The organism is Plantibacter sp. CFBP 8804 (assembly GCF_014841225.1).
GTDB lineage: Bacteria > Actinomycetota > Actinomycetes > Actinomycetales > Microbacteriaceae > Plantibacter > Plantibacter auratus.
Genome location: NZ_JACYTU010000006.1, coordinates 166,173 through 192,951, shown reverse-complemented (window position 1 = coordinate 192,951; position 26,779 = coordinate 166,173). Strand labels below are relative to the sequence as shown.

Annotated in this window: 30 protein-coding genes, 1 tRNA gene and 1 pseudogene; 14 read left to right on the top strand and 18 right to left on the bottom strand. The window is 68.2% G+C overall.

Annotated elements, in window-relative coordinates; translation table 11 throughout:
- The 3 genes from IFU11_RS13120 to IFU11_RS13110 form a co-directional block, all read left to right on the top strand.
- Nucleotides 1-137: aldehyde dehydrogenase family protein (locus IFU11_RS13120; protein ID WP_192019209.1), on the top strand; the 137-nt coding region annotated here is incomplete at its 5' end.
- Between the two features lie 254 nt (nt 138-391).
- Nucleotides 392-601 (top strand): type II toxin-antitoxin system HicA family toxin, encoded by a 210-nt coding sequence (locus tag IFU11_RS13115; RefSeq protein ID WP_192019208.1) that lies wholly within the window; start codon nt 392-394, stop codon nt 599-601.
- Nucleotides 602-649: 48 nt separating this feature from the next.
- Nucleotides 650-1,069 (top strand): helix-turn-helix domain-containing protein, encoded by a 420-nt coding sequence (locus tag IFU11_RS13110; RefSeq protein WP_192019207.1) that lies wholly within the window; start codon nt 650-652, stop codon nt 1,067-1,069.
- Nucleotides 1,070-1,236: 167 nt separating this feature from the next.
- Here the strand turns inward: IFU11_RS13110 and IFU11_RS13105 are convergent, their stop codons facing one another.
- Nucleotides 1,237-2,799, bottom strand: a complete 1,563-nt coding sequence (locus tag IFU11_RS13105) for a PucR family transcriptional regulator (protein ID WP_192019206.1) — start codon at nt 2,797-2,799, stop codon at nt 1,237-1,239.
- Between the two features lie 62 nt (nt 2,800-2,861).
- On the opposite strand from IFU11_RS13105, the gene IFU11_RS13100 reads away from it, so the two are divergent.
- The 3 genes from IFU11_RS13100 to IFU11_RS13090 all read left to right on the top strand — a co-directional run bounded on the left by IFU11_RS13100 (nt 2,862) and on the right by IFU11_RS13090 (nt 6,387).
- A complete protein-coding gene (locus tag IFU11_RS13100; RefSeq protein WP_371742782.1) occupies nt 2,862-4,184 on the top strand; it encodes an aspartate aminotransferase family protein in 1,323 nt (440 codons plus the stop codon).
- Between the two features lie 109 nt (nt 4,185-4,293).
- On the top strand, nt 4,294-5,829 hold the full coding sequence (locus tag IFU11_RS13095) for a CoA-acylating methylmalonate-semialdehyde dehydrogenase (protein ID WP_192019204.1): 1,536 nt from the start codon (nt 4,294-4,296) through the stop codon (nt 5,827-5,829).
- A gap of 267 nt (nt 5,830-6,096) precedes the next feature.
- Nucleotides 6,097-6,387, top strand: a complete 291-nt coding sequence (locus IFU11_RS13090) for a DUF1905 domain-containing protein (protein ID WP_192019203.1) — start codon at nt 6,097-6,099, stop codon at nt 6,385-6,387.
- A 71-nt stretch (nt 6,388-6,458) separates the two neighbouring features.
- On the opposite strand, the gene IFU11_RS13085 is transcribed toward IFU11_RS13090, so the two are convergent.
- The 9 genes from IFU11_RS13085 to fdhA form a co-directional block, all read right to left on the bottom strand.
- Nucleotides 6,459-6,872, bottom strand: a complete 414-nt coding sequence (locus tag IFU11_RS13085) for a hypothetical protein (RefSeq protein ID WP_192019202.1) — start codon at nt 6,870-6,872, stop codon at nt 6,459-6,461.
- Nucleotide 6,873: 1 nt separating this feature from the next.
- Nucleotides 6,874-8,271, bottom strand: a complete 1,398-nt coding sequence (locus tag IFU11_RS13080) for an Asp23/Gls24 family envelope stress response protein (RefSeq protein WP_192019201.1) — start codon at nt 8,269-8,271, stop codon at nt 6,874-6,876.
- 84 nt (nt 8,272-8,355) lie between these two features.
- The gene (locus IFU11_RS13075; protein WP_192019200.1) at nt 8,356-8,958 is read right to left on the bottom strand and encodes a hypothetical protein; all 603 of its coding nucleotides are present in this window, start codon (nt 8,956-8,958) and stop codon (nt 8,356-8,358) included.
- Entirely contained in the window at nt 8,958-9,533 is a 576-nt protein-coding gene (locus IFU11_RS13070; RefSeq protein ID WP_192019199.1) for a DUF6286 domain-containing protein, read from the bottom strand. Before IFU11_RS13070 ends, IFU11_RS13075 begins: the two co-directional genes overlap by 1 nt.
- On the bottom strand, nt 9,530-9,883 hold the full coding sequence (locus IFU11_RS13065) for a hypothetical protein (RefSeq protein WP_064296820.1): 354 nt from the start codon (nt 9,881-9,883) through the stop codon (nt 9,530-9,532). The genes IFU11_RS13070 and IFU11_RS13065 overlap by 4 nt, the downstream gene beginning before the upstream one ends.
- Complete coding sequence (locus tag IFU11_RS13060; protein ID WP_064296821.1) at nt 9,880-10,068, bottom strand: DUF2273 domain-containing protein; 189 nt, start codon at nt 10,066-10,068, stop codon at nt 9,880-9,882. The genes IFU11_RS13065 and IFU11_RS13060 overlap by 4 nt, the downstream gene beginning before the upstream one ends.
- Nucleotides 10,065-10,484 (bottom strand): Asp23/Gls24 family envelope stress response protein, encoded by a 420-nt coding sequence (locus IFU11_RS13055; RefSeq protein WP_079706516.1) that lies wholly within the window; start codon nt 10,482-10,484, stop codon nt 10,065-10,067. Before IFU11_RS13055 ends, IFU11_RS13060 begins: the two co-directional genes overlap by 4 nt.
- A 168-nt stretch (nt 10,485-10,652) precedes the next feature.
- Nucleotides 10,653-11,687: a helix-turn-helix transcriptional regulator gene (locus IFU11_RS13050; protein WP_192019198.1), complete on the bottom strand. Its 1,035-nt coding sequence runs from the start codon at nt 11,685-11,687 to the stop codon at nt 10,653-10,655.
- Nucleotides 11,688-12,054: 367 nt separating this feature from the next.
- Nucleotides 12,055-13,275, bottom strand: coding sequence for a formaldehyde dehydrogenase, glutathione-independent (fdhA, locus tag IFU11_RS13045; protein WP_192019197.1), 1,221 nt, complete (start codon nt 13,273-13,275; stop codon nt 12,055-12,057).
- A gap of 316 nt (nt 13,276-13,591) precedes the next feature.
- On the opposite strand from fdhA, the gene IFU11_RS13040 reads away from it, so the two are divergent.
- From IFU11_RS13040 to IFU11_RS13030, 3 genes are all read left to right on the top strand, one after another.
- Entirely contained in the window at nt 13,592-13,840 is a 249-nt protein-coding gene (locus IFU11_RS13040; protein ID WP_064296825.1) for a type II toxin-antitoxin system Phd/YefM family antitoxin, read from the top strand.
- Nucleotides 13,837-14,097 (top strand): type II toxin-antitoxin system RelE family toxin, encoded by a 261-nt coding sequence (locus IFU11_RS13035; protein WP_085513761.1) that lies wholly within the window; start codon nt 13,837-13,839, stop codon nt 14,095-14,097. The genes IFU11_RS13040 and IFU11_RS13035 overlap by 4 nt, the downstream gene beginning before the upstream one ends.
- A gap of 68 nt (nt 14,098-14,165) precedes the next feature.
- On the top strand, nt 14,166-14,942 hold the full coding sequence (locus tag IFU11_RS13030) for an HNH endonuclease family protein (RefSeq protein WP_192019196.1): 777 nt from the start codon (nt 14,166-14,168) through the stop codon (nt 14,940-14,942).
- A 133-nt stretch (nt 14,943-15,075) separates the two neighbouring features.
- Here the strand turns inward: IFU11_RS13030 and IFU11_RS13025 are convergent, their stop codons facing one another.
- Nucleotides 15,076-16,269, bottom strand: coding sequence for a hypothetical protein (locus IFU11_RS13025; protein ID WP_192019195.1), 1,194 nt, complete (start codon nt 16,267-16,269; stop codon nt 15,076-15,078).
- 306 nt (nt 16,270-16,575) lie between these two features.
- Here IFU11_RS13025 and IFU11_RS20800 point away from each other — a divergent pair.
- Both IFU11_RS20800 and IFU11_RS13020 read left to right on the top strand, forming a co-directional pair.
- Nucleotides 16,576-16,659 (top strand): annotated as a pseudogene (locus IFU11_RS20800) (DUF2510 domain-containing protein); the annotation flags it as partial.
- A 54-nt stretch (nt 16,660-16,713) separates the two neighbouring features.
- Nucleotides 16,714-17,208, top strand: coding sequence for a hypothetical protein (locus IFU11_RS13020; protein WP_228501926.1), 495 nt, complete (start codon nt 16,714-16,716; stop codon nt 17,206-17,208).
- Nucleotides 17,209-17,214: 6 nt separating this feature from the next.
- Here IFU11_RS13020 and IFU11_RS13015 read toward each other — a convergent pair whose 3' ends face one another.
- Together IFU11_RS13015 and IFU11_RS13010 are read right to left on the bottom strand one after the other, a co-directional pair.
- On the bottom strand, nt 17,215-18,618 hold the full coding sequence (locus IFU11_RS13015) for an ApeA N-terminal domain 1-containing protein (protein ID WP_192019193.1): 1,404 nt from the start codon (nt 18,616-18,618) through the stop codon (nt 17,215-17,217).
- 333 nt (nt 18,619-18,951) lie between these two features.
- A tRNA-Arg gene (locus IFU11_RS13010) sits at nt 18,952-19,024 on the bottom strand.
- Nucleotides 19,025-19,367: 343 nt separating this feature from the next.
- Here IFU11_RS13010 and IFU11_RS13005 point away from each other — a divergent pair.
- A complete protein-coding gene (locus IFU11_RS13005) occupies nt 19,368-21,089 on the top strand; it encodes a hypothetical protein (RefSeq protein WP_192019192.1) in 1,722 nt (573 codons plus the stop codon).
- A 109-nt stretch (nt 21,090-21,198) separates the two neighbouring features.
- Here the strand turns inward: IFU11_RS13005 and IFU11_RS13000 are convergent, their stop codons facing one another.
- From IFU11_RS13000 to IFU11_RS12980, 5 genes are all read right to left on the bottom strand, one after another.
- Nucleotides 21,199-21,738: an AAA family ATPase gene (locus tag IFU11_RS13000; RefSeq protein WP_192019191.1), complete on the bottom strand. Its 540-nt coding sequence runs from the start codon at nt 21,736-21,738 to the stop codon at nt 21,199-21,201.
- A gap of 96 nt (nt 21,739-21,834) precedes the next feature.
- Nucleotides 21,835-22,353: a hypothetical protein gene (locus tag IFU11_RS12995; RefSeq protein ID WP_191941928.1), complete on the bottom strand. Its 519-nt coding sequence runs from the start codon at nt 22,351-22,353 to the stop codon at nt 21,835-21,837.
- 120 nt (nt 22,354-22,473) lie between these two features.
- The gene (locus IFU11_RS12990; protein ID WP_071260538.1) at nt 22,474-22,800 is read right to left on the bottom strand and encodes a DMT family transporter; all 327 of its coding nucleotides are present in this window, start codon (nt 22,798-22,800) and stop codon (nt 22,474-22,476) included.
- On the bottom strand, nt 22,797-23,159 hold the full coding sequence (locus IFU11_RS12985) for a DMT family transporter (RefSeq protein ID WP_192019190.1): 363 nt from the start codon (nt 23,157-23,159) through the stop codon (nt 22,797-22,799). Before IFU11_RS12985 ends, IFU11_RS12990 begins: the two co-directional genes overlap by 4 nt.
- Nucleotides 23,156-23,692 (bottom strand): TetR/AcrR family transcriptional regulator, encoded by a 537-nt coding sequence (locus tag IFU11_RS12980; RefSeq protein WP_086475328.1) that lies wholly within the window; start codon nt 23,690-23,692, stop codon nt 23,156-23,158. Before IFU11_RS12980 ends, IFU11_RS12985 begins: the two co-directional genes overlap by 4 nt.
- 191 nt (nt 23,693-23,883) lie before the next feature.
- Between IFU11_RS12980 and IFU11_RS12975 the strand changes: the two genes are divergently transcribed.
- Nucleotides 23,884-25,353: an LLM class flavin-dependent oxidoreductase gene (locus IFU11_RS12975; RefSeq protein WP_192019189.1), complete on the top strand. Its 1,470-nt coding sequence runs from the start codon at nt 23,884-23,886 to the stop codon at nt 25,351-25,353.
- The gene (locus tag IFU11_RS12970) at nt 25,350-26,612 is read left to right on the top strand and encodes an acyl-CoA dehydrogenase family protein (protein WP_192019188.1); all 1,263 of its coding nucleotides are present in this window, start codon (nt 25,350-25,352) and stop codon (nt 26,610-26,612) included. Before IFU11_RS12975 ends, IFU11_RS12970 begins: the two co-directional genes overlap by 4 nt.
- Nucleotides 26,613-26,779 lie beyond the last annotated feature (167 nt).

Sequence of the window (26,779 nt, the reverse complement as noted above, 5' to 3'; positions counted from 1 at the left end):
TGGTGTGGATCAACCTCGTCCTCGGCGACGCGGCGGAGCTGCCCTTCGGCGGCGTGAAGCGCTCCGGCACCGGCCGCGAGATAGGCAAGCCCGCCATGGACGAGTTCGTAAACAAGAAGCTCATCCGCATCGCGTAGATGCCGCTCACTGAGCTTGTCGAAGTGCCTCTTACGCACCTCGACAAGCTCAGTGGCCGAACGTCCCCCACAGGGCGTGCATCACTCCCGTTGTCCACAGGGCGTGCGCACCCGATCAGATGCGATGACGTCGCGAGCTAGCCTTTCGAGGAGGGCGAGGCTCGTCAGTCTGGAGCACGGTCGAATTGCGTCAGTGGCTTTAAATCTCTAGCCCCCTCTTCATCTTGAAATCAATGGGGGGCTTGAGTAAGATTATGCCGAGGCCACAGAAGTACCGCGATGTGGTGAAGTTCCTCAGCTCGAAAGGCTGGGTGCTGCTCCGGCAGCAGAAGGGCTCCCACGAGAAATGGGGGAATCCCGAGAACGGTCGCGAGTACCTGACGATTCCACATCACGAGGTGTCGGCCGGAATCGTGAAGCAGCTCATCGAGATGTTCCCGGATGCGCCGAGCGGGTGGAAGTAGCGCACCGCACCGCTCGACCGCACCGATAGACAATCAGGAGGCCAGCAAATGACCGCAGCAACCATGACCAAGACGCTCGACGTCGTGACCTACCTCGACGGCAAGTGGTGGACGTTCGAGATCCCCGCACTCACCACCGACTCCCCCCGAGGCGCGGGACACCGGATCGTCGCCATGGGCTCAGCGAAGCGGTTCAAGGACATCGCTTCAGCTGCCCGCGACGTCGCGGCCCTGTGGCTCGATCTCGATGACTACGACGGGGACGTCGTTGTGACGGTCCGGGACGAGGCGGTCGGCCTCTGGAGCGAATCCAACACCCTTGAAGAGCAGGCACGCGAGCAGGTGCGCGAGGCAGCGCGGAAGCGCCGCGAGGCCGTCCTGAGCCTCATCGCCAAGGGAGCCAGCCAGAGCGACGCCGCGGCCGTCTTCGGCGTCTCGGTGCAACGTGTGAGCCAACTCGTGCACTGACGCTCGTCGATCGACAGCCCCCACCGAGGCCCTCCCCCGCTCTCTGAGCCCCATCCGGTCACTGAGCCCATCGAAGTGCAGTCCCGCCCCGATGACCACCGCCCTTCGACAAGCTCAGGGACCGAAGGGGTGACTCTGGGAACGACGGTGCACGACGCGCGAATCCTTCAGCCGTCGGTGAGCTGGAGGGCGCTCCACAGCTCTGCACGGTCGCCGAAGCGCGAGAGGTCGAGGTCGAGCAGCGACTCCAGCGTGCCGATGCGCGCGCGGAGGGTCTGCCGGTGGATCCCGAGGCGGCCAGCCGCCTGATCGGTCACGCAGTTGGCCTCCAACCACGCCCGGGCCGTCTCCACGTGGACCGCCCGAGCCTCGGCTCCGAGCCCGCCCAACGGCTCCAGCAGCCGATTCGCCAGCACCGATCCGCCCGACGCACTCAGCAACCCGAGCAACCCCTGCTCGGCAAGCGCCTCGTACCGCACGAGCCGCGGCGTCTCCCCGGCCGACGCGCGAGCCCGCTCGGCCTCGGACAGCCCGTCCCGCAACCCCTCCCAACTCGTCCTCGCCGACACCCCGCCCGACAGGCCGTGGCGGCCGACGACGACGTCCCAGAGTCCGGTGTCCGCGTCGCTCGACACGATGACGATCCGCTCGTCCTGCTCGGCGAAGAACAGCTTGCCGCCGTGCGCCGCGGCCTGCACGTCGAGTTCCGAGAGGAAGCCCAGCTCACCCTCGGGGATGTCGACCACGGCGACGCGGATCGGGTCGGGCGGCAGCGGCCCCCAGAGCCGCTGGGCGGTGCGCTCGGCGACAGCGCGGTCCCCGGAGAGCAGCAGCTCGAGGAGCCCGGAGCGCAGCTGTCGGCGGGCGAGGTCGAGGGCGCTGTGCTGCTCGAGGGCGATGCTCGCGAGGCCGATGACGCTGGAGACGAGGTCGTGCTCGGCGTGGTCGAGCGGCACGCTGGAGCCGACGGCGAGGATGCCCCGCAGCTCACCCCGGCGACCGAGCGTCAGCAGCGTCGCACCCTCGGCTCCGTCCGCGAGGTGCAGGCCGGCCCGCGACCCGCGGCGCAACACCTCCGCGACGGCGGCCTCCACACCCTCCGGCACCGGCTCGCGCGTCCTCGTGGTGACCCGGTTGCCGAGCGCGTCGTACAGCGCGACCCAGCAGCCGAGCTGCTGCCCCAGCTCCGCGAGGATCGCCGTCAGGCCGTCGGGTCGGAGCGCCGCCCTCGCGACCGCACGCTGGGCGGCGAGCGACCATTCGAGCGACGCCACGCGCGCGGCCGCGACCGCGTCGGCGACGAACCGGATGATGCCGATGAACGGGGTCCGCTCCCCCACCTCGAGCAGGGTGAACCCGTGACGCCCGCACGCGTCGACGAGCCGCTGCGGGATGTCGGCGTGGATGATCCCGGTGGCGAACCCGAGCGCGAGCACGCCCCGGGCGGAGAGGCGGCGAACGTACTCGTCGGCGCGGCGGTCGGCGAGCTCGTCGCTCATCTCGCCGGCGAACTGCATGCCGTCGGTGAGGAGCAGCTGGCCCGGCTCCAGCCAGGGTGTCGGGTCACCGAGGTCGGAGCTGTGCACCCAGGCGATGTCGCGATCGAGGACGTCGGCGTCACCCGCGACGACGAGGCCGAGCTTGAAGACCGGCTCGGCCATGAGCGTGCGCAAGGACACGTTCGAGGACGCACGGCCGACCTCGCCAGCGATCACTGAAGTGGTGGACATGTGCCGAAGCTATCACCGATCCCGCCATGTACATCGGCCGCATCGATTGCCAGGCTGCAGGAGTGATCAATGACTTCCTCTCCGGCCTCGACAACGCCGGCGTCCGCGACGCCGACACCCAGCGCGTCCTGCACTCCTGGTCCGCCCAGAGCACGCTCAAGCCACTCCCCATCGCGGGTGGGCTCGGCAGCACCGTGTGGGACCACGACGGACGCCACTACCTCGACTTCTCCAGCCAGCTCGTCAACGTGAACCTCGGGTACCAGCACCCGAAGGTGGTCGCGGCGATCCAGGAGCAGGCGGCCCAGCTCACCACGATCGCGCCCGCCGCGGCGAACGCGACCCGTGCCGAGGCGGCGCGGCTCATCCTCGAGCGTGCGCCCCAGGGCTTCGAGAAGGTCTTCTTCACCAACGGCGGCGCCGACGCGAATGAGAACGCGATCCGCATGGCGCGCATCGCCACCGGCCGCGACAAGGTGATCTCGACCTACCGCTCGTACCACGGCAACACGGGCGCGGCCATCGTCGCGACGGGCGACTGGCGCCGCATCCCCAACGAGTACGCCCGCGGCCACGTGCATGTGTTCGGCCCGTACCTCTACCGCACCGAGTTCTGGGCGACGACGCCGGAGGAGGAGTCGGAGCGCGCCCTCCGCCACCTCGAGCGCACCGTCCAGGCGGAAGGCCCCGGCTCGATCGCCGCGATCCTCCTCGAGACCGTCCCCGGCACCGCCGGCATCCTGACCCCGCCGCCCGGCTACCTCGCGGGGGTCCGCGCGATCGCCGACCGCTACGGCATCATGCTCATCCTCGACGAGGTCATGGCCGGCTTCGCCCGCACCGGTGAGTGGTTCGCGTTCGACGCGTTCGACGTGCGCCCCGACCTCATCACTTTCGCGAAGGGCGTCAACTCCGGCTACGTGCCGCTCGGTGGCGTCATCGTCTCCGAGCACATCGCCCGCGTCTTCGACGAGCAGGTGTTCCCCGGTGGGCTCACGTACTCCGGCCACCCGCTCGCCGCCGCGAGTGTCGTCGCGACGCTCACCGCGATGGCCGAGGAGGGCGTCGTCGAACACGCCAAGGCGATCGGCGCCGACCACATCGGGCCCGCGCTCCGCTCCCTCGCCGAGCGCCACGAGCTCATCGGTGAGGTCCGCGGCAGCGGCGTGTTCTGGGCGGTCGAGCTCGTCGAGGACCGCGACACCCGCGCACCGCTCGATGCAGCGGCGATGGGTCGGTTCAAGTCGTCCCTGCTCGAGGCCGGCCTCCTGCCGTTCATCAGCGAGAACCGCATCCACGTCGTCCCGCCCGCCGTCGTGACCGCCGACGAGGTCGCCTCGGGCATCGCGATCATCGACGCCGCCCTCGGGGAGCTGCGCGCATGAGCGGCGATCCGGACCCGTTCTGGGACTCGGTGTCGGGACTCCCGGCACCCGTCCCGGCACGGCCAGAACTCAGCACCCCTGCACCCCACGACGCCCAGGAGCCCTCCGCATGACCACCACCGCCACGACCACCACCCCCACCTCCGACGCCGGCTCGCTGCCGGTCGTCCCGCACTGGATCGACGGAGCCGAGGCCCCGTCCACCTCGGGTCGGACCGCCCCGGTCTACGACCCGGCACTCGGCGTCGCCACCAAGAACGTCGCGCTCGCGAACCAGTCGGAGATCGACCGCGCCGTCGCATCCGCTGCCGCGGCCTTCCCCGCTTGGCGCGACCTGCCGCTCGCGAAGCGTCAGCAGATCGTGTTCAAGTTCCGTGAGCTGCTCGAGGCGAAGAAGGGTGAGCTGGCGGAGATCATCACCGCGGAGCACGGCAAGGTCGTCTCCGACGCGCTGGGTGAGATCACGCGTGGGCAGGAGGTCGTGGAGTTCGCGACCGGTCTCGCGCACCACCTCAAGGGCGAGTTCTCCGAGCAGGTCTCCACCGGTGTCGACGTGTACTCCACGAAGCAGCCGCTCGGGGTCGTTGGGATCATCTCGCCGTTCAACTTCCCCGCGATGGTGCCGATGTGGTTCTTCCCGATCGCGATCGCCGCCGGGAACACGGTCGTGCTGAAGCCGAGCGAGAAGGACCCGTCCGCGGCGATCTGGCTCGCGAAGCTCTGGAAGGAAGCAGGGCTCCCCGACGGGGTGTTCACGGTGCTGAACGGTGACAAGGAGGCCGTCGACGGGCTCCTCACCCACCCCGACGTCCGCGCGATCTCCTTCGTGGGTTCCACCCCGATCGCGAAGTACGTGTACGAGACCGGCACCGCACACGGCAAGCGCGTCCAGGCGCTCGGCGGGGCGAAGAACCACATGCTCGTGCTGCCCGACGCCGACCTCGACCTCGTCGCCGACTCCGCCATCAACGCCGGCTTCGGCTCCGCCGGTGAGCGCTGCATGGCGATCAGCGTGGTCGTCGCGGTCGAGCCCGTCGCGGACGAGCTCATCGCCAAGATCGCCGAACGCGCAGCGACCCTGCGGATCGGTGACGGACGCCGGAACTGCGACATGGGCCCGCTCGTCACGAAGGTGCACCGCGACAAGGTCGCGTCCTACCTCGACATCGCCGAACAGGACGGCGCCACGATCGTCGTCGACGGCCGCAACACCCCCATCGACGGCGACCCGAACGGGTTCTGGCTCGGCCCGACCCTCATCGACAACGTCCCGACGACGTCGAAGGTGTACACGGAGGAGATCTTCGGACCCGTCCTCGCCGTCGTCCGCGTGCAGTCCTACGAAGCGGGTGTCGCGCTCATCAACGGTGGTGCGTTCGGCAACGGGACGGCGATCTTCACCAACGACGGCGGCGCCGCCCGACGGTTCCAGAACGAGATCCAGGTCGGGATGATCGGCATCAACGTGCCCATCCCCGTGCCGGTCGCGACGTTCTCCTTCGGCGGGTGGAAGGACTCCCTGTTCGGCGACACCAAGGCCCACGGTGCCGAGGGCGTCCGGTTCTTCACCCAGCAGAAGGCCATCACCTCCCGCTGGCTCGACCCCTCCCACGGCGGCATCAACCTCGGCTTCCCCCAGAACTGAGGTTCCCGGCCCCTCGGCAGTGCTCCTCGCGAGCCTGCCGAGGGGCCGAGTGCTTTCGGAGACCCTTCGACAAACGGTCCCTGAGCCTGTCGAAGGGCGGGAGCGGGGTAGGAAACGCGGTCCCTGAGCCTGTCGAAGGGCGGGAGCGGGGTAGGAAACGCGGTCCCTGAGCCTGTCGAAGGGCGGTCCCTGGTCCCACCCTTGCCACGGGTCGGACGCAGCCGCGACAATGGCCCCGCCGACCACGACCGACGAGGGGCGCCACTGATGGCCATCGAACCGACCGAGCTCGATCACCACTTCACCGCGCCGATCGGCGTCGATGTGAAGGGCGACGTCTGGTCCTGCGTCGAGATGCCCGGCTCGGCCGAGTTCTTCGGCACCGGCAAATCCGTCCGGGTCGACGCGACCGTCGACGGTGTCGAGCTCCCGAACGTCGGCCTCATGCCGACCGGCTCCGGTGGTCACATGCTCTCCATCAGCGCGAAGCTGCGGACGCGCCTCGGCAAGGACATCGGCGACACCGTCGACGTCCACCTCACCCGCCGCCTGAGCTGAGCACAGGAGATCCGCGCGACAGCAGGAGATCCTGAGGGAGAACCTCCTGCTGCCTCGCGGATCTCCTGCGCTCAGCCGCCCGTGACCCGGCGGATGAGGTCCTGGATGAACGGGACGACGTCAGACGCCTGGTCGACGCCCGCGAAGGCGACCGCCAGCAGCGGCCACAGCGACACGAGGAGCGCCGAGATCACCGCGGCGACGGCGAGCACCCAGGAGAGTGCGCCGTTGCGACTGCGGACGCATCCGAGCAGGAACAGCAGCGCGAGCACGTACCCGATGAGCAGCGCGACCACGATGCCGCCGACGGGGACCCTGAGCGCACCGACCGTCGCGCCGTCGGCGGCGCCGATGAGCCCGAGGATCGGGATCAGCACGCCGACGACGATGAGGACGAGCAGGACGACCCCCGTGATCGCGGCGGCCCACACGGCACGCGGACGCGGGCGGGCGCCGTACGACGTGGTCCGGCTGAAGAGCGGCATGTCACTGCTCCTTCGTCGGCGCAGCAGCTTGGACGGCCGTTGCCTCGGCGGAGGCGTCCGCCACCTCGGTGACGTCAGCGACCTTCGGGGCAGGCTGGTCCTGCGTGTCCTCGTCGACGGGCTCGAGCGCCTCCGGGACACCGTCGACGGGCGCCGCGGCGCCGCCGTCCTGCTCGGGGGCCAAAACCAGTTCGGCATCAGCGCTCGTTGCGGCAGGCTCTTCCGCTGGAGCGTCGTGGATCGCGTCAGCCGCCCCGAGGGGCTCGGCGTCGGCGAGGTTCGGGTCGGCGCCGTGCGTCACCTCCTCGGCGACGGTCGCGAGCGAGTCGGCCGCAGTGGCCAGCTGACGGGCGGCCTCAGCGAGTTCCTCGGACACGTCGTCGGAGGATTCCGACACCACCGCGTCGATCGGTTCACCAGCGACGTCGCCGTCAGCCACGAGCCCGCCGTCGGCACCGGCGGCCGCGCCCGGCTGCTCGTTCTCGAGCGACCGGCCGTCGTCGCCCTCGGACCGGACGGTCCGCTGCTCTGGCCGCTGCTCCACCGCGTCACCAGCGGCGTCGGCCAGGTCGGCCGCTCCGGCTCGCGCCGAGTCCGCCGCGTCCGCTGCAGCCGTCTTGGCGTCGCCCAACGCTTCTCCAGCGGCCTCCGCCGCATCGCCGATCGCAGCACCCGCCGCGGACGTCGCGTCACCGATTGCGGCCTTCGCGCCGTCGATCGCCTCGCCCGGGTCGGGCTCGATCGGGTCGAACGGCCCGTGGATGTCGGTGACCGTGATGTCGATGTCGACCGGTCCGGGGTGGCGGGCCTCCAGCGCCGCCGCGACGTCGGCCCGGACGGTGTCCGCGACCTCGTCGATGCTGGCCGGGTACTCGGCCACCAGTGAGACCTCGACGTTCAGCACGTCGTCGTCGGCCAGGACGTTGACGCCGGGGACGGCGGTGCGACCGAGCAGGCGGGTGCGGGCACTGTCGATGGCGCGGGCCGTCGGGGAACCGAGGGCGTGCACGCCGGGGACCGTCTCGGCCGTCGTGGCGATGACCTGGGCGAGTTCGTCGGCCTCCTGCTCACGCCGGCGGCCGGAGTCGAGCTCGACCACCGGTGCGTCTGCCGGTTCCGGCGAAGCCACCGGCTCTGACACCGTCACCGTCGGCGTCTCGGCGGAGACCGAGTCGGCCACGGCCGGTTCAACGGCCGCTGATCCAGCGACCGTCGTGTCCGCCGCAGCGACCGATCCAGGGGCGGACACGGTCCCACCCGCGTGCTCGCCGTCGTGCGACTCGATGCGGCGGACCTCGTCATCGGGATGCGCGGGCACGAGCACCGTCGGGTGCTCCGCCCGGACCTCGGCCGGGGTGGGGATGTGGTGCTGGTCCGGGTGCTTCGTGTCGTCGCTCATGCGATCCTCCTCGCACCGCGTCGGCGGTGCATCGGTCCTGCTGCTGTCGATTCGGGTGCCGCGGTGGCACCGCGGAGTGTCGGGTCAGACGACCCGGTTGGTGCTGGCTAGCCGCGTGCGCAGTCCGCTGACGATCTGGATGACCACCGGGGTGGACGTCCCGAGGACGCCGTCCCACTCGTGGATGGCCGCCTCGATGTCGCGCCGCAGCTGGACGGGCGAGGCGCCGCGACGAGCGTGTGCGGTGAGGCGCAGCGTGGACTGCTTGCGGATCCGGAAGCCGGTGACGTCGACGGCGACCACGTCGGGGTTGCGCCCGATCGCCTCCTCGAGGACCTGCTCGGCGACCTTCACGTCGAGCACGACGCGACCACCGGTCGGGGTGTCCTTCGTCCGCTGCTCGTCGACCTGCAGCAGCGTTCCGGTGTGCCCACGGCCCTGCCGGAAGACGAACCAGAGGATGACCAGGATGAGCAGCAGGGCGACGACCGCCACGACCCACAGGATCCATGGCTGGGCGTCGATGGTGTCGTTCGTCGGTCCGACGGCCCGCTCGGCGTTCTCGCTGATCGTGCGCTGCACGTCCGGCAGGAGCGCACCCACGGACAGGGCCGCGCCGGCCGCGAGGACGACGAGTCCCACGACGAGGATGAAGAACCGGTTGAGGAATCGATTCGTGGAGTTCATCAGGCCACCGTTCCCTTGCTGCTCACGCGGACCTTGGCGCGGAGCGCCGGTCGGTAGTCGTAGGACGCGACCTCCGCGTCCACGGCCTGCTGGATCTCGCGCTGGTCGACGCGTCGGCCGCTCGTCGGCGTGACGTCGACACGGGCGCTCCGGGCGCCGACGCTGACACTCACCTGCGAGGGGTCGATGTCACCGGCGTACGAGGCGACGCGGGCGAGCGACTGCGCGATCACGCGGTCGTCCACGACGGCCGCGGTGCGGTCGGCGATCGACCCGCGACGCCCTTGGCGGGCGGGAGCCAGCGACAGCACGATCAGCACGAGGCCGATGACCGCCGCGACCGCGCCGATGGCGACGAGCAGCGGGGCCGGAGCGGTCGCCGCGGTCAGCACCGCGGTGACGATGTCCTTCGGTGCGACGAGGAGCGCCGGCTGCCCGATCGCGGCCAGGACCGATTCGGTGCCGAGCCAGGCGAGCACGAGCGCGAGGATGATCGCGATCGTGATCGCGAGCGTCGACCGCGGCGAGTGGGTCTCGCGACGCACCGCGCGGCGGTACAGGGCTGGGGTGCTCACAACACCCTCCTTCGTTCTTCGAGCTTCGCGCCCGTGATGTGGAGGTCGACGCGTCCGATCGTCGACCCGGTCAGGTCCAGGCACCGCTCACGGATGCTGGTCTGTGCGCGTGCCAGGCGTTCGAGGACGGTTCCCGAGGTCCGGGATCCGGCGCCGAGCGGCGACACGTGGATGGGCGTGCTCGCGGTGACCGTGAGGGCCCCCTGGGCGTCGGAGAGCTCGACCGAGACCTCCGACGCCCGCACACCGAGTTCCTCCGCGGTGACGGCAGACACGACGCGACGCACGGCGCGGGAGCTGATCGTGTTGCGACCATGCACGGCCTGTTCGGCCGTCACCGCCGCGGTCACGACGACCGCCGCCCGCGGAGCGCGTCGGCGACACCGCGCAGGTCGAGCTTGCCCTCGAGGACGCGTCCGATGCCGAATCCGATCAGCATGAACAGCGCGACGAGGATCATGCTCCAGAACCCGAATGCGACGGCCGCCAGTGCCAGGACGGCTCCGACGAGGATGCCGCGATCGGTCGTGGTCACTGGACGCGGCTCTCGTCAGCGTCGTTGTCGTCGTCCGACGGGATGTGGACGTCGGAGACGGTGACGTTGACCTCGGTGACGTCCATGCCGACGACGTTCGAGATCGCGTCGGTGACGCTGCGACGGACGTCGTCCGCGACGCGCTGGAGGTCGACGGGGTACTCAGCGACGATCACGATGTCAGCGGCGACCTGCTTCTCGCCGACCTCGACCGAGACGCCCTGACCGCGGTCCTGAGCGTTGATGGCGTTGCGGATGGCGCCGATGGCGCGAGCTGCTCCGCCGCCGAGGTCGTGCACGCCGGGGACCTCGCGGGCTGCGATGCCGGCGACCTTCTGGACGACGCCATCGGCGATGACGTTCTTGCCCGTGGAGGTGGTGGCTGCGTGGTTGGCGGTGTCGGTGGTGTTCGACATGGTGTTGCTCCTTCGGTGGCTGGTACTGCGGTTTCGCGTTCCGGGTGTCCGGTCGCGGTGCCCGTGTTCCGGGCGACATCTATGAGACTGCGCGTCACGCCCGAACCTCACGGTCGATCGTGGATTCGTCCCGAAGCACTCATTTTCTGGATATCCGGGGTTCGTCGATCAGCCGCGGAGGGTCTGACTCGGCCCCTCGTCGAAGCGGTTCCGGTAGGCGGAAGCGAAGCGTCCGAGGTGGACGAATCCCCATCTCCTCGCGACCTCGCCGACCGTCGTCTCCTGCGGTGAGCTGTCGGCGAGCTCGCGACGCGTGCGGTCGAGGCGGATGTCGCGCAGGTAGGCGGTCGGCGACATACCGAGCTCGCGACGGCAGTGGAGCTGCAGCGTCCTCGTGTGCAGCCCAGCCGCCTTCGCCGCGTCGGCTGGTGTGATGGGCTCCGCCGCGTGATGGTGCAGGTACTCGACCGCGAGGCGGGTGCGCGCCATCGAGGGCTCGCGGAGCGGCTCCGGCAGGTCGACCACTGCCCACGGTGCGAGCTGGAGCAGCGCGAGGGCGAGCGGACGCTGGGCGTTCATGCGGAGCAGCGGAGGCGACGTCTCGTCGGTGAGCACCGGAGTGGAGGCGTTCAACGCCACACGCCAGCGCTCGATCGCCTCGGCTGTCGGTGTCGCCTCGAGGTCGAAGGACACCTGCTGACTCGGGCCGGCGTGGATCTCGGTCGCGATGTCCTCGAGGTACGGGGCAGAGAAGAGCACGGAGTTCTGCCGGTGCGGGGTGAGGTGCACCGTGTACGGCCGGTGGAACGGGAGGACGAACGGCGAGCGCGGGATCTCCATCCGCTGCCCGTCACGACGCACGATCCAGCCGCCGCCGGTCTGGACCCACGAGACCACGTAGTCGGTGAGGCCCGGGGTCTCGCCGGTGACGTGCCCGGTCATCGTCGCGGTGCGGAGCGAGACCCGGTCGTCGCCGATCGACACCCACTGGAACGAAAACGGATCGGTACCGCGGGTGACGGTGAATCGACTGCCGTCGTAGGCGCGCTCGTAGTTCTGCCGGGCGACCGCCGGGTCGTCGCCGCTGACCGTGACCTTGCGGATCGGAACGGTCGACGCCGTACTGCTCGCACTGCCGAGCAGCGGGCCGGTGCTGGAGTCGCTCTCCGGGTCTGATTCGGATGCGAGGAAGGAGTGTTGCATGGTCGTCCTTGTGCGAGTGGGGGGTCTCTTCGTCACGGGACGGGCCCCAAGGCCCCGCCGATTTCCGCGTCATTGAAGAGACGGACCGAGAGGACTGGATCTCACGGTTCACTCAGCTGTTCGTCAGGCAACGCCGTTCCGGATGCCTCGCAGCACGCGTTTCGGTGAAAACTCAGTAGTCGAGACCTCCCGGTGACAACATGAATCCGCCCTCCGGCGCCTGGTCCCTGAGCTGGCTGTTCTCGGTCCCTGAGCTGGCTGCCCCCGGTCCCTGAGCCTGTCGAAGGGCAGCCGAAAGCGCCCGTTCCGTCGTCCTGATGCTCTCCAGACGACGCAACGGGCGCTCTCGGTGATGTCTCCGTGCCTCCTACGCGGCGTCCAGATACCCGTTCGGGTTGAGGACGAACTTCTGCGCAGCCCCCGCATCGAACTCGGCGTACCCGCGCGGGGCGTCCTCGAGGGTGATCGCGGTGGCGTTGACGTTCTTCGCGATGTGCACCTTGTCGTGCAGGATCGCCATCATGAGGCCGTGGTTGTACTTCATGACCGGGCACTGACCGGTGGTGAACGACAGTGACTTCGCCCAGCCGGTACCGAGGCTCAGCGACAACGCACCCTTCTTCGCGGCCTCGTCGATACCGCCCGGGTCACCCGTCACGTAGAGCCCGGGGATGCCGAGCGCACCGCCGGCCGCCGTGATGTCCATGAGCGAGTTGAGCACGGTCGCCGGGGCTTCATGACCCGCGTCACCGCCGTGGCCACGAGCCTCGAAGCCGACGGCGTCGACCGCGCAGTCGACCTCCGGGACACCGAGGATCTGTTCGATCTGCTCCGCCGGCTCGCCCTTGGTGAGGTCGACGGTCTCGCAACCGAAGCTCCGCGCCTGCGCCAACCGGTCGGCGTTCATGTCGCCGACGATGACCGCAGCGGCGCCGAGGAGCATGGCCCCGGTCGCTGCTGCAAGGCCGACGGGTCCCGCACCTGCCACGTAGACGGTGGAGCCGACGCCGACGCCCGCCGTCACCGCACCGTGGAAGCCGGTCGGGAAGATGTCGGAGAGCATCGTGAGGTCCATGATCTTCTCGAGCGCCTGGTCGCGGTCCGGAAACTTCAGCAGGTTCCAGTCGGCGTAGGGCACGAGCACGTACTCGGCCTGGCCGCCGACCCAGCCACCCATGTCGACGTAGCCGTAGGCACTGCCCGGGCGGTCGGGGTTCACGTTGAGGCAGATGCCGGTCTTGCGCTCCTTGCAGTTGCGACAGCGACCGCAGGCGATGTTGAAGGGCACCGAGACGATGTCGCCGACCTTGATGAACTCGACGTCCAGTCCGACCTCGACGACTTCTCCGGTGATCTCGTGTCCGAGGACGAGGTTCGGCGGTGCCGTGGTGCGGCCGCGGACCATGTGCTGGTCGGAGCCACAGATGTTGGTCGCGACGGTCTTGAGGATGGCGCCGTGGGGGACTTTCCGGCCGACGTTGGCCGGGTTCACCCCCGGTCCGTCCTTGAGTTCGAAGGTGGGGTAGTCGATGTCGATGACCTCGACGACACCCGCTGCTTTGTAGGCGACAGCTCTGTTACCTGACACGTGATCCTCCTTGATCGCGGGCGCCCGTGGTGGGGCACCCTGTGTCTGCTCGACCCTATCCCGCCCCTGCCGCGAGCGGCAGTCCCCCGGTCCCTGAGCTTGTCGAAGGGCCGCGGTCCCCGAGTCCCCTGTCGCTGAGCACCTCCGTCAGTCCCCGAGAACACCTCCACCGGTCCCTGAGCCTGTCGAAGGGCGCCCCTGTGGAGAACGCCCTCGGTCGTCCGCACACCTTCTCTAGGCTTCCCTGAGACCGTCGGCCGATGCCACGGTCATCCCCCACATGTACAGACGGAGGCCCAAAACGTACACTTGCGACATGTCCCGGATCAACGTCACCGAAGCTCGCGCGAAGTTCTCCGAGCTCATCGCGCGATCCCACACCGAAGCAGTGTTCGTGGAGCGTCGCGGGCGCGCAGAGGCCGTCATCATCAGTCCCGAACAGTACGACCGGATGATGGAGGCGCTCGAAGACGCCGAGGACGCCCGTGCCTTCGACGCGGCGATGGCCGAGGAGGGCGACAGCATCCCGTGGGCGCAGGCGAAGGCCGACCTCGGCTGGGAATGAGTCGATACGACATCGAGCTGCGGCCGGCCGCGATCAAGGCGCTCCGCAGGATCGACCATCAGGACCAGCGACGCATCCGGGCCGCGATCGCTCTGCTCGGGGAGAACCCACGCCCGCCGAGCGCCACGGCGTTGCAGGGGCGCCCCGGCTTCCGAGTCAGAGTTGGCAGGTATCGGATCGTGTACACGATCGATGACGGTGTGCTCCTCGTGGTCGTCATCACGCTCGGCCATCGGAGCGACGTCTACCGGGGCTGACGTCCGGCGACCTCGTGTCGGCGCCCGCCTCTACGCTGGTGGAGCAGACCCCGAGGAGAGCCCCCAGCATGAAGAAGACTCCCTTGGCGTTGCTCGTCGCGCTCCTTGCAGCCGTCGTGGTGCTCGTCGCAACACAGTTCGACGGCGGGATCGTATTCGGCGGACCAGGACCACCGACGCCGACGTCGCTCGTGCCGACGCCCGCGGCGGTCAGCCCGAGCGCACGGGCATCGCTCGAGGCCGCCGGATTCGCTGTCGTGGACGCGACCGGGCAGTTGATCGTCTCGGCCGACGCCGTCGAAGACGCGCTGGCCGACGTCGACACCGCAACCCAGGTCGCCACGGGCTACGACCGGGACCGGTTCGGTCAGCGCTGGGCCGACATCGACCGCAACGGCTGCGACACCCGCAACGACGTACTGGCGCGCGACCTCGTCGACGTCACCTTCAAGCCGGGGACCCGCGACTGCGTCGTCCTCACCGGCGTTTTACACGACCTCTACACAGGGTCGACGATCGACTTCCAGCGCGGTGAGCGGTCGAGTCAGCTCGTGCAGATCGACCACGTCGTCCCGCTCGCGTGGGGTTGGCGTCACGGCGGGAACACGTGGACTGAGCAGCAGCGGGAGCAGTTCGCGAACGACCCGATCAACCTGCAGGCCGTCGACGGCGCGACGAACTCGTCGAAGTCCGACTCGGGCCCCGGCGATTGGATGCCACCGGCGGCCGCCTCGCACTGTGAGTACGCGGCGCGGTTCGTCCTCGTCCTGATGGCGTACGACCTCACAGTCGACGACGCCGACCGCCAGGCACTCACGGGCACGCTGGGCAGCTGCCGGGCGTAGCTCCCTCGGCACCACAGCAGGACAAACGCCCGAGAACCGGACGTTTCACGCCATTCCAGTCACCCGTGTCCAGCAGCTCGGGGTTCGGCTCTTCTTATTCAGGGCATATCTGTGCAATTAGCGAGTCACCTCGCTATTCAGCCTGCGCTTCATCATCTATCAGACGAAGCAGGCTTGTCACATGCCCGAGCGCCAGCACCGAGTTCACCCGGGTGTACTGCCGCTTCGACACGCCATGCACACTTGCGTTCCTGTTCAAGCTGCGCGGGATGGAGGCAGTGACACCCGGCCGATAGTGTCCATGAATACCCCAGATACCCCCAAAGACGATAGCCGAGCGAACAGCGAACCGGTCAATTTTCACCGGGCGCCTGTTCTGGTCCATCATCCGCTTCGCGCCGCGCTCAGAGAACTTTCGCTTCATCACACTGTCCATAAGGCTCACGCTCATGGCTTGAGCCAACTCGTGATGTCCGTCTCTAATACCCCTCACCGCTTTCCGCGCGAACTCAACGTAGGGTGACCAAACACCTGGACCAATCGCGTCCAGGTGCTCTTCGCAGTCCGACACCACTGACCGCCAGCGGTTGGCGAACACCCTTCGCCGAGCAGCAGGAGTCTCGGCCTCCAGCAGGGCATCAAGTGTCGTCGGACGCGGCACCCAAGCGAGCGGCAATCCCTCATCGACAGCGAGCGCCAATGCGACCGCCAAGTCCTTCGGCATAGCCACTTCCCACCAATTGGGCGGCTGTGCTCGAAGGATGCGGTTGTTCGCAGCGAGCAGCTGTTCCAAGAAGTCCGCAGGCATCTGCGGAAACAGAGGGCTCAGGGCAGACTGGAGGCTTGCCGAAATCAGTTCAAATGCACGGCTGGAGGCCGGTGCGAAAGGGCTCACCGCACCGGACAGACCCGAGAACGCGGAGACGCCAGAGAACATTGCGATAGGCGGCGGCGTGAGTGCGAACTTTGGTACGAGACCTTCAAGCTTCACAGTTGGGAAGTTGAGCGGAGGTATGAGGCCTTCAAGCTTCGGCACCGGCGGGTTCAACGGGTTGACCAGACCGCTCAGGTGCGAGCCGAGCAAGCTCGTTCGCGGCATGATGTCGCGTATGTCCGGGACAGGGAAACTGAACTTCGGAACGAGCCCTTGGAACCCAGCTGACGCGTTCGACGCGAGAATCTGATTCGCCAACGACCCCGCCTGCGAGGAGACGAGGACATCCGAACCAGCGCCCGACGATGTGTGACTGCCGCCGGTCTCATTTTCCAGTTCAGGTGACTCCAGCTCTTCAGACTCCAGCGCGTTATCCTGAGGTTCATCGGGCATGCCTCGGAGCCTAGCGAACTCGGACAGAGAAGAACCCCTGGACAGGAGCGGAGCCAAGCAACTTACCCGCCGAGCAGAACTGCCTACGGAGTCATCATTCAGCAGTCACAAACCCCTTCACCCTATTCCCCAGCCTCGTTCTCTTTCCTTTTGTCTCTAGACCTTTGTCTCTCTAAAATCTGGAATCAGGATGAAAGCGGGCCGATAGGGGAAGAGTCTGATTGGACCCCCGGGGCGGGGAGAGACTGAAGTTGGAAGAGGAAGAGGACTTCGGGGTGATTGACTTCCTCCCGTTAGGCTTCCCGAATGAGCACCTCCCCTCCCCCTTCGCCAGGTTGGTATCCGGACCCGCAGGATGACCTCCAGCAGCGATGGTGGGATGGCACGTCATGGGGACCCAGCAAGTCGGTCTCACGCCTAGAAGCGATTCGGATTCAGGCCCGCATGGACGCGGAGATTCAGGCTGAGCTGGACGCCGAGGATGAGTGGGGCCGTGCTGACCTGAAGCATCCGAAGAAGCGGCTCGTCGGGCCGGCCGTCTTCGTGGTGGCTGCTGCCGTCTTCGCGGTGGTGGCGTTCACCATCAACGCCAAGCCTGCGGCGTCGATGGCTGAAGCTTGCGTCTATGCGAGCGAGGTCGGAACCCGATATGGGGCCGATGTGGGAGCGCTTGATCCAACGAATCTAGGCTCCCGAACGGCGAACGCTGCCTTCTATGCCGAGCATGGCGCACAGCTCGTGGGGTGGGCGGGTTTGTTGAGTTCAGAGAAGGCTGGGGCTGGTCGAGTCTTCGAGGACGCGGGTCGTGACATGGGGAGTGCGGGTGAGTCTTTGACGGCCCTCGATACGACGAACGCAAGAAGTATGCAGGCGACGAGTGATGCTCTGGTCGATATGAACCTCAGCTTGAAGAAGCTCACGGAGGCTTGCGCGGAATAGGTTGCCTCAGCTCTCGGTCACGAACTCCCCCGAGGCATCCGCGCGCACTCCTCGCTGCCGTATCGACTCCACGACCTGCCCGAAGCCCCACCCATCGACGAAGCTCTGTATGGCCGGGCTCATCGGGAGCAAGAGCTTCAGCAGGGCGAGCCTCACCAACACGAGCGTCAGCATCCCGGACACGTGAGAGTGAACGCCCTCGGGGAAGTCGCCGCGGTCGGCATGCTTCACTCGGTTGTACGTATTCGCCATCGCCCATGCGAGATGACTGCGGCGCTCAGTGATAGCTGAGACATCTACACCCAAGTAGTCCATCGCCCGGTAGAAGTCTGTCGCGGTGGTCTTCCGCTTCGAGCGTTTGCTGAAGGTGGCGGCCTCTCCCGGCGCGGGAGGAAGGAGCCGTCCGAGTGCTTCAACACTCATGGCACCGTTGAGCACTTTGTCCTCGGCAAAGAGCCCGGAACGTCGCAACACACCGCTGGTCGGGTAGATGACCCGTTTGAGTTCGTCGTACTTGTGCGCCCACAGCGTCAGGGTGTCAGCGGTGACATCGTCTATGCGGACAATTGGGAAACTCAGGGCGTGTGACCCGAGCGGCTCCCGGAAGTGCTCCGGGACGGTAATGCTGCAGATGACGTCCTGACTCTCGACCGCGACAACATCACCCACCGCGGAGAGCGTCGGGAAACGGCTGTCCCGCACTTGGTGACCGCGGAACGATGCCGGAATTCCGTAACTGAATTGGAGGAGGTCACGGAACTTCCGATGCTCGGCGAGATGGTCCGCGATGGGTCGAGGACTGGAGAACTTCGACCGGAGAACCACATCGTCCTCCATATGCACGCCGTTCCTCGGCGCGTTCTCCTTTGGTCGCCAGGTCGTACTCAAGGACATGCGGGCCTCACCTTGCGCCCATGACAGCCCCTGAGCTTGTTCGATGACGTAGGTGACCCGCCGTCGTCGCGCCCCTCGCTCGTCCTCGACTTGCTCACCCGACCAGCTCACCGACGAGAGCCTCGTCCACTCAGTCAGACCATCAATTCGCGAACTGAAGGTCGAGACCGTCAGCGGGTCTTCAACCGGCCCTGTCCTTTCCGTCAGCACTGTCTCGCGAACCCGGAGACCGCCTACATCGATGTGCATCGGGGACGAAACCCGAGAGCGGGTACAGCCGAACATTCCGACTTGAAGGTGCTCGCTTCGGAAGTGAATGTTCTCGGGCGGCCCGTCCGCGAACCATCTGGCGGGAGTCGTGAATTGGGGCTGGATGTTCGGGAAGAAAGGAATCTCCGCCGTCACACCGCGGTCAGGGTCGAGCCACAGTGTCCCGACGGCGAACGGCTCGTTGTTATCTGAAGAATGCAGAAAGATGCCAACACGGCGGTCGTCGGGGTGCATGCTCTTGTCCATCAGCTACAGGCTCTCCCTCGGTCGTCGCGTCCATCGTAGGTACTGGCGGAGCATCAGTAGTTCCGCGGCCCGTCGGAATTACTAGCCGGTACTGGATCGGCAACACCGCGTCTGCGACGAACCAGTACTACCTTCCCAAGGGCCAGCGTCGCACAGGTATCGGGCTCGCCGGTTGCATGGATGGTGCGATGCGGACCGTGGCTCCCGACCGGTACGAATCAGCTGGGTAGAGCCCCGTGGCGTAGGCCTCAAGCGTGGGATGAAGCCCCCGCTAGGCCAAAAACAGAAATCCCGCCAGACCAATAATTACCTGGTCAGGCGGGATTTTTTCTGTGCGCCCGAAGGGATTCGAACCCCCAACCTTCTGATCCGTAGTCAGATGCTCTATCCGTTGAGCTACGGGCGCATTGCTTGCTGAGAGAAGAGAACTTCGGCTCGGCAGGCCGAAGTAGAGCCTACAACACGGAAGCCGAAGACGCGAATCGTGCTGCGAGGGGTTCAGGGCCAGCGAGGGTCGCGCCCTTCGACAAGCTCAGGGACCGGGGAAGGTGACGCCCTTCGACAAGCTCAGGGACCCGGATGGTCGCGCAGGGACCCGGATGGTCGCTCAGGGACCGGAGGAGGTGTCTCAGGGACCGGAGGAGGTGGTTCAGGGGGCGGGTGCGGCCCGGGATCACAGGAGGGCTCCCGCTCGACACGACGGGCGCCGACATGGAACAGTCGATGCGACCACCTGCCGAGAGGACGACGTGAGCGCAGCACCAGGACCGACGAACGACGGCTTCACCATGATCGGCCGCCCTCCCGTCCGGGCGAACCTCGTCCTCATCGTCATCCTGTCGGGCATCCTCGCCGCTATCGCCGGGTGGGGCCTCGGGAGCATCATCGATTCCGTCTTCGACGTCGCGCTCGTCCCGATCATCACCATTCCGTTCTGCTTCCTCCTCACCGCCGGCATCTGCCTGTCCTACCTCCGGACCACCTTCCGCCCGGTCGGCGTCGACACCGTCCGCGGGACCGCGCTCCTCGGCGGCGAGACGATCCCGATGCGCTCGATCGTGAGCGGTGAACTCCTCACCCGCAATCCAGCCGCCACCACGCCGGCCCTCAGCCTGCGACTCACGACCGACACCGGCGCACGCGCGCGCATCATCGTGAACGGCGGGTGGCTCCGGAGCCTCCCCACCTCCGACCTCGTGCCACTCGTCGCGCTCATCGCCGGCAGCGGCATCCCCGATGACACCGGTCAAGATCCGCTCGACGTCGGACGAGAGCGCATCTCCCGTTCCCTCGCCGGGAAGGGCTCGGACGTCATGATCGGCCGACGCGGGTTCATCGGCGACTGCATCACCGTGGTGGAGTCCACCGGCGACGTGAAGCTGCTCGAAGCGGTGGTCCAGGCCGCGGGGCCGCTCGGCCGGAGCATCCGGGACGAGGCGATGCGGGCCGCACAGGGCGCAGTGGAGGAGGTCGTGCGCGCGCATCATGACGTGGCTCCAGCGGCGCCCGACGCCTCGAACCCCACTCCCCTCGTGCCGCCGGCACCGCAGTACGGGTCGGTCGTCGCGGACGAGGACGAGGCGACGGCGGTCGACGACGACACGGACGACGACCGGTTCCGTCGACCGGACGACCCGGCCCGGCTGGCCGCCGAGCAGATCGTCGACCGAGTGCACCTCGACAAGCTCGGTGACCGGAATGGGGCGCTCGGCAATCGGGATGCGGAGCGCGTCGGCCAGGATGGGTATCGCGGCGGCCAAGAGGACGCGCTTGTCGACCCGGACGACGGACGCGAGTTGCCGTCGTGGATTCCGCCACAGGACCAGGCTCGGGTGCGGTCCTGGCTCGCGGACGACGACGACGTCGTCCACCTGCAACCGATTCCGGAGACGGTCGGCGCACGCACCCTCCGGAAGGTCTGCGACCGGATCCTCATCGGGCTCGCCGGCATCGGCCTGCTCGCGATCTTCGGGGCGGCCATCGCGGAAGGGGTCATCGACCGCCTCCTGCCGTCCGACGCGAACGCGCTCGTCGCTGTCGCGGTCGTCGGATCCGCGCTACTGGCGTTCATCGCGTGGATCGTCGGTGGCATCGCGCGGGCACGCGAGATCCACATCGCCCAGCGCTTCTCGCTCGAGTGGCTCGATCGACGCGGCCCGGAACAACGCCGCCGCGGACTCCCGCCCGTGCTCTTGCAGCACTTCCTCGGCCCGATCCCCGCGTCGCGCCTGTTCGCGGCCGGGGCGTACGCCGGCACCTGCCTCGGCGGCGTCGGTGTCCTCGCGGGTGCCCTCCTGTCCGTCGACCCGGAGGAGCTCGGCGCGACCGGACCGATCATGCTCGGCGTCAGTCTCGTGCTCACGGCCATCGGGACGGTGCTCTTCATCGTGCGGTGGCGGCGGGTGAAGCGGCAGCGGGCGCTGGCGGTCGAACTCGGCGGCGAGCGCCTGGCCTATCTCGGGAACCTGTAGGCGAGCGGGCGGTCGGCGGGCCCTTCGACAGGCTCAGGGACCGGAGGGAGGCTCAGGGACCGGAGGGAGGCTCAGGGACCAGACGAGGGCTCCCAGCCCTTCGACAAGCTCAGGGACCGGCGACGATTGCCGAGAGGATCTCTCGAGCGACCTCCCTGGGCCGTTTATGAGTCGTGTCGATGCGCATGTCGTCGGTGAATGCGGCCCGCTCAAGAATGCCCGCCAGTTCGGGGTGACGCCGCGTGTGCCAGCTGAGCGCTGCCGCGTCGTCACCGTGGCGTCCGGCCAACCTCGAGCGCGCGACGTCCGGATCCAGGGTCAGGCGGACGTGCAGCGACCTCGGGGAGCCGAGGGCGACGGTGGTGCGTTGCAGCTGGTCGAGCGTCTCCATCACCGTGGCGACGACGACGACCGCTGCGCCGGCGCGCCGGAAGTTCGCGGTGATCGCCTGCAGATTCTCGAGAGCGAGAGCGGTCCGGAACGGATCGTCCTCGGATGCAGGCCAGAACCGGCTCAACCAGTCGACGTCGATGACCGCGCCTGAAACGCCGCATCGCTGCAACGCCTCACCGACTGCCTCGGCAGCGGAGGTCTTGCCGGTGCCCACGCTGCCATTGATCAGGACGGTGTCGAACCTCGCGATGGACATTGCCCGATGGTATCGGTCGCGGCCACGACGGTGCTGGCGCCTCCGCAGCTCTTCCGGAGGGGTGAGTGAGCGCCGCCGCGATTCGGGAGAGGTGACTCAGCGAGCGACGACTTTGGCGAGCACCCAGCGCGCCTTGTCGAGGGTGTTCGCGGGTGCCGGCAGGTACTGGAACGCCCGAGCACCACGCTGCACCGGCACGCCCTGCGCCTTCGCCGCCTCCTCCAGCTGCGTGGCGAAGCGCTGCCAGCCGTCGAGGCCCTGCGGGAAGCCGAGGTACTCGGTGAGCGACGTCACCACCACCTCGGAACCTGCGCCCGTCGGCTGGACCTCGATCGTGACGTCGTCTTTGGCGACGTAGTCGATGCCCCACACGCCAGGCCGCAACGACTTGGCCTTGCGCTTCGGCAGCCCCTCGATGAGCGCGGTCGCACCGGCGGGGTCCGTGCCGAGGACGACCGAGCGCCCGAACTCCTGCAGCATCTCCGGCACCTTGGTGGCGCGACGGTTCGTCGCCGTCTCCCGAATCTTCCGGCGGCCGAGTCCCTTCAACACCCCCAGCCCGACGATAGCGAGCAGGACGAGAATGGCGATGATCGCGAGTACGTTGCTGTCCACAGGAGCCCCCCAAGGCTGTCGGTCACGAGCGGTATCGCTCAGGACGAGGATGCCGCAGACTCGCCGCACGCTCAATGGGGACCGGTCCCCACCGCCGCGCGCGGGCGCGATCAACGCGGGTCAGTGCGCTTGGGAGCCGAGCTCGATGACGAGGACACCGACCGCGATGAGGCCGATGCCGACGATCATCTTCGGCGTCAGCTTCTCCTTGAACAGGACGCGCGCACCGATGGCGGTGAGGGCGACCCCGCAAGCGGCCCAGATCCCATAGGCGATTCCGACGGGCATGCCGTTCGCGAGTGCGATGGTCAGCAACCCGAAGGCGGTCACGTAGAACACGGCGACGGGGGCTATCCACCGCTTCTTCCGCAGGCCTTCCGAGGCGCGCAGGGAGAGCGTCGCGGCGACCTCGGTGACGATGGCGCCGGCCAGGAGCAACCAGGTCATGCGCCGGCCTCCTCGTTCGTCGCCGCGGGCTTCGGCGACTCCGGGGCGTGGCCTGTCTCAACGAGCACGACGCCGGCGATCACGATCGCGATGCCGAGCCCGATCATGAAGGTGAACTGCTCGCCGAACACGAGCGACGCCAGCACCGCGGTGAGCGCGACGCCCGCAGCGGCCCAGATGCCGTAGACCACCCCGATCGGCACCCCCATGCGGAGCAGGAGCGACAACGCGACGAACGCGCCCGCGTATCCGGCCACCGCGAGGATCGACCACCAGGGGTTCTCGATGGCGCCACGGAGCGAGAGGGTCGCCGTGACCTCCAGCAGGATGGCGGCGGAGAGGATCAGCCACTTCTTCATCGGGCTTCACCTCCAGCGAGGGCCAGGAGTCGCGAGACGAGGTCGGCGCGCTGGTCGCGGCCGACGTCGAGGATGCCGGTCGCCTCGGCGATCCAGAGGCCGTTCGCCGCCAACCAGACGAGCAGGAGGGAGGTCGAATCGGTGTCCTCGCCGAACCCGAACCAGGTGCGGAGGTACTCGAGCCAGGGAGCGGCGAGTTCGGGACGCCTGACCGCCTCGGCGAAGACGACGAACTCGCCCTGGCTCGCACCGCCCTCCCCGGCGAAGGCGACGAAGGCCCGCACCCGCTCCTCGAGCGTCGACGTCTCGAGTGGCGCCCCCAGCTCCTCCACGAGCTCGCGCTGCCAGCGGGCGACGACGTGCTCGATCACCGCGATCATCATCGCGTCCCGTGAGGGGAAGTGGTAGCGCAGGCCGGCCTTCGTCAGACCGACCTCCTGCGCCACCGCTTCGTAGGTGATGTCGGCCTCTCCGGAGGCGTCGACGACGCGGACGGCCGCATCGAGGATCTCGTTCCGTGCACTGGGTCTCATGGGAGTTACTGTACCTTACGTAAGGTAAAGTAACTCTGGGAAGGAACCGTGAGGAACGGACGCCCGGCGGCCCATGTGACGCTCTGTTTCGGGCCCCTCGCGAGCACCCGGGCCCCCGAGTACCGTCGTGCTGGACGGCGCCGTGATCGCCGTCGGACCCAGCCTCGACGAGACGACCCGGTGGTATCCCTGTGAGCAAGCGCATCATCCTCAACGCGTTCGACATGAGCTGCGTGACCCATCAGGCGCCCGGCCTGTGGAAGCACCCCGACAACCAGGCTCACCGCTACAACGACATCGACTACTGGATCGACCTCGCCAGACTCCTCGAGCGGGGCACCTTCGACGCCCTGTTCATCGCGGACGTCGTCGGCATCTACGACGTCTACCGTCACTCCTCCGCGCCCGCGCTCATCGACTCGGCGCAGCTGCCCGTCGGCGATCCGATCATCCAGGTGTCGGCCATGGCGAAGGCGACCGAGCACCTCGGCTTCGGCGTCACCGTCGCGTCCACCTACGAGCTGCCGTACGCCCTCGCCCGCCGCTTCTCCACGCTCGACCACTTCACGAAGGGTCGCGTCGGCTGGAACGTCGTCACCTCCTACCTCGACTCCGCCGCCCGCAACCTCGGCCTCACCACCCAGATCAAGCACGACGACCGGTACGGGATCGGCGAGGAATTCCTCGACGTCACCTACAAACTGTGGGAGGGCTCCTGGGAGGACGACGCGGTCGTCATCGACCGGGAGAACGGCGTCTACACCGACCCCACCAAGGTGCACCCCATCAACCACCGGGGCGAGCACTTCCAGGTGCCCGGCATCCACCTCTCGGAACCGTCGCCGCAGCGCACCCCCGTCATCTTCCAGGCCGGCGCCTCGGCGCGCGGTCGCCAGTTCGCCGCCACCCACGGTGAAGCGGTGTTCATCAACGGCCTCGTCCCGGAGCTGACGCGCAAGACGACCGACGACATCCGCGACCGCGCCGAGGCCCTCGGACGCCCGCGCGACAGCGTGAAGATCCTCACCCTCGCCACGGCGATCGTCGCCGAGACCGACGAGGAGGCGCAGGCGAAGTACGAGGAGTACCAGCAGTACATCTCGCTCGACGGCGCCCTCACCCTCTACGGCGGCTGGTCCGGCCTCGACCTCTCGTCCTTCGACCCCGACAAGCCGCTCAAGTACGTCGACACCGACGCCGCCCGCTCGGCGCTCGCGATCTTCACGCTCGCCGACCCGGAACGCGAGTGGACACCGCGCGACATCGCCCACTACATCGGCATCGGCGGCATCGGGCCCGTGTTCGTCGGCAGCGCCGCGACGGTCGCCGACGAGATCGAGCGGTGGATCGACGTCGCCGGAACCGACGGTTTCAACCTCGCCTACGTCATCACGCCCGGCACGTTCGAGGCCGTCGTCGACCTACTCGTACCTGAGCTGCGTCGCCGCGGCCGGGTCTGGGACGAGTACCCGGAGGGGACGCTGCGCGGCCGACTGAACGGCACCGGCTCCCCCGTCGTGCCCGAGTGGCACCCGGCCCACCAGTACCGCGGCGCCTACGTCGGGCAGCCGTCCGCCGCCGACGACACCGCACCCTCCCTCTTCGACACCGACAACGCCGACGAGACCAACGCCTACGCCCCAGAGGGAGCCTCAGCATGAGCATCGACACGATCAGCACTTCGACAGGCTCAGTGACCGGGCAGCCGGTCCCCGAAGGGCGCACCCACTGGTCCGGCACCGCCGACGACGCCGAGCTCGCGCACTGGGACGCCGTCGCCTCCGAGGTCGCCGCCAAGCTCGCCGTCGACGTCCTCGAACGCGACCGCGCGAACCTCGACCCCACCACTGAGCTCGACCTCCTCCGCGAATCGGGCCTCGTCAACCTGCTCGACCCCGCCGAGTTCGGTGGCGGTGGCGGCCACTGGGAGAGCGCCTTCCGGGTCGTCCGCATCCTGTCGCGCGTGGACGCCTCCATCGGCCAGTTGCTCGCCTACCACTACATCAACGCGGGCAACATCGGCTTCACCGCCGACCCGGCCACGCAGGCCGAGTGGCACCGCAAGACCGTGGAGGGCCGGTGGATCTGGGGCGACTCCGTGAACCCGACGGACCCCGACCTCTCGCTCACCCAGGACGGCGACGCGTTCCGCCTCAACGGCCTCAAGCGCTTCTCGACGGGCGCCTCGGCCGGCGACGTCATCCTCGTCAACGCGGTCGTCCGCGGTGGCGACCACGACGGCACGATCTTCCAGTTCGTCCTCGACCACGACCGCGCGGGCATCACCTACCTCGGCGACTGGGACGCGCTCGGCCAGCGGCTCTCCGCCTCGGGTTCCGTGCGGTTCGAGGACGTGCTCGTCGAGCAGGCGGACATCCTCGGCACCGTCGGCGACGAACCGTTCTCCTCCCTCGTGACGCCGGGCATCCAGCTCGTGTTCGGCAACCTCTACCTCGGCATCGCGGAGGGTGCGCTCGCGCAGGGCACGGAGCTCGTCCGGGCACGGAAGAACGCCTGGTTCCTCAGCCGCGCCGAGACCTACCGCGACGACCCGTTCGTGCAGCGCGTCGTCGGCGAGTTCGTGTCGTCGATCGCCGCCGTCGAGGCGCTCGCCGACCGCACGAACGCCCGCTTCGACCGCATCATCGAGCGGGGAGCGGACGTGACCGCGGAGGACCGCGGCGCCATCGCCATCGAGATCGCCAAGCTCAAGGTCGTCTCCACCGAGCTCGGCATCGAGGTCGCGAACCGCATCTTTGAGGTCACCGGCTCCAGCTCGGCGAAGGCCTCCGTGGGGCTCGACCTGTTCTGGCGGAACGTGCGCACGCACTCCCTCCACGACCCGGTCGACTACAAGAAGCTCGAGGTCGGTGCGAACCACCTGAACGGCGAGCTGCAGCCGATCTCGCTGTACACCTAGGCCTTCGCGCCACTCCCGCCCTTCGACAGGCTCAGGGACCAGAACTCCCGCTCAGGGACCGAACCAGCCCTCGGTCACTGAGCACCTCCACCGGTCCCTGAGCACCTCCACCGGTCCCTGAGCCTGTCGAAGGGCCAACCACACGACCAGCCCACCGCCGCCTCCGG

What these genes read in the sequence shown, in the direction of transcription:
- IFU11_RS13115 (WP_192019208.1), top strand. Translation starts at nt 392, where the DNA reads ATGCCGAGGCCACAGAAGTACCGCGATGTGGTGAAGTTCCTCAGCTCG.
- IFU11_RS13110 (WP_192019207.1), top strand. Translation starts at nt 650, where the DNA reads ATGACCGCAGCAACCATGACCAAGACGCTCGACGTCGTGACCTACCTC.
- IFU11_RS13105 (WP_192019206.1), bottom strand. Translation starts at nt 2,799, where the DNA reads ATGTCCACCACTTCAGTGATCGCTGGCGAGGTCGGCCGTGCGTCCTCG.
- IFU11_RS13095 (WP_192019204.1), top strand. Translation starts at nt 4,294, where the DNA reads ATGACCACCACCGCCACGACCACCACCCCCACCTCCGACGCCGGCTCG.
- IFU11_RS13090 (WP_192019203.1), top strand. Translation starts at nt 6,097, where the DNA reads ATGGCCATCGAACCGACCGAGCTCGATCACCACTTCACCGCGCCGATC.
- IFU11_RS13085 (WP_192019202.1), bottom strand. Translation starts at nt 6,872, where the DNA reads ATGCCGCTCTTCAGCCGGACCACGTCGTACGGCGCCCGCCCGCGTCCG.
- IFU11_RS13080 (WP_192019201.1), bottom strand. Translation starts at nt 8,271, where the DNA reads ATGAGCGACGACACGAAGCACCCGGACCAGCACCACATCCCCACCCCG.
- IFU11_RS13075 (WP_192019200.1), bottom strand. Translation starts at nt 8,958, where the DNA reads ATGAACTCCACGAATCGATTCCTCAACCGGTTCTTCATCCTCGTCGTG.
- IFU11_RS13055 (WP_079706516.1), bottom strand. Translation starts at nt 10,484, where the DNA reads ATGTCGAACACCACCGACACCGCCAACCACGCAGCCACCACCTCCACG.
- IFU11_RS13050 (WP_192019198.1), bottom strand. Translation starts at nt 11,687, where the DNA reads ATGCAACACTCCTTCCTCGCATCCGAATCAGACCCGGAGAGCGACTCC.
- IFU11_RS13040 (WP_064296825.1), top strand. Translation starts at nt 13,592, where the DNA reads ATGTCCCGGATCAACGTCACCGAAGCTCGCGCGAAGTTCTCCGAGCTC.
- IFU11_RS13035 (WP_085513761.1), top strand. Translation starts at nt 13,837, where the DNA reads ATGAGTCGATACGACATCGAGCTGCGGCCGGCCGCGATCAAGGCGCTC.
- IFU11_RS13030 (WP_192019196.1), top strand. Translation starts at nt 14,166, where the DNA reads ATGAAGAAGACTCCCTTGGCGTTGCTCGTCGCGCTCCTTGCAGCCGTC.
- IFU11_RS13025 (WP_192019195.1), bottom strand. Translation starts at nt 16,269, where the DNA reads ATGCCCGATGAACCTCAGGATAACGCGCTGGAGTCTGAAGAGCTGGAG.
- IFU11_RS13020 (WP_228501926.1), top strand. Translation starts at nt 16,714, where the DNA reads ATGGACGCGGAGATTCAGGCTGAGCTGGACGCCGAGGATGAGTGGGGC.
- IFU11_RS13015 (WP_192019193.1), bottom strand. Translation starts at nt 18,618, where the DNA reads ATGGACAAGAGCATGCACCCCGACGACCGCCGTGTTGGCATCTTTCTG.
- IFU11_RS13000 (WP_192019191.1), bottom strand. Translation starts at nt 21,738, where the DNA reads ATGTCCATCGCGAGGTTCGACACCGTCCTGATCAATGGCAGCGTGGGC.
- IFU11_RS12990 (WP_071260538.1), bottom strand. Translation starts at nt 22,800, where the DNA reads ATGACCTGGTTGCTCCTGGCCGGCGCCATCGTCACCGAGGTCGCCGCG.
- IFU11_RS12985 (WP_192019190.1), bottom strand. Translation starts at nt 23,159, where the DNA reads ATGAAGAAGTGGCTGATCCTCTCCGCCGCCATCCTGCTGGAGGTCACG.
- IFU11_RS12980 (WP_086475328.1), bottom strand. Translation starts at nt 23,692, where the DNA reads ATGAGACCCAGTGCACGGAACGAGATCCTCGATGCGGCCGTCCGCGTC.
- IFU11_RS12970 (WP_192019188.1), top strand. Translation starts at nt 25,350, where the DNA reads ATGAGCATCGACACGATCAGCACTTCGACAGGCTCAGTGACCGGGCAG.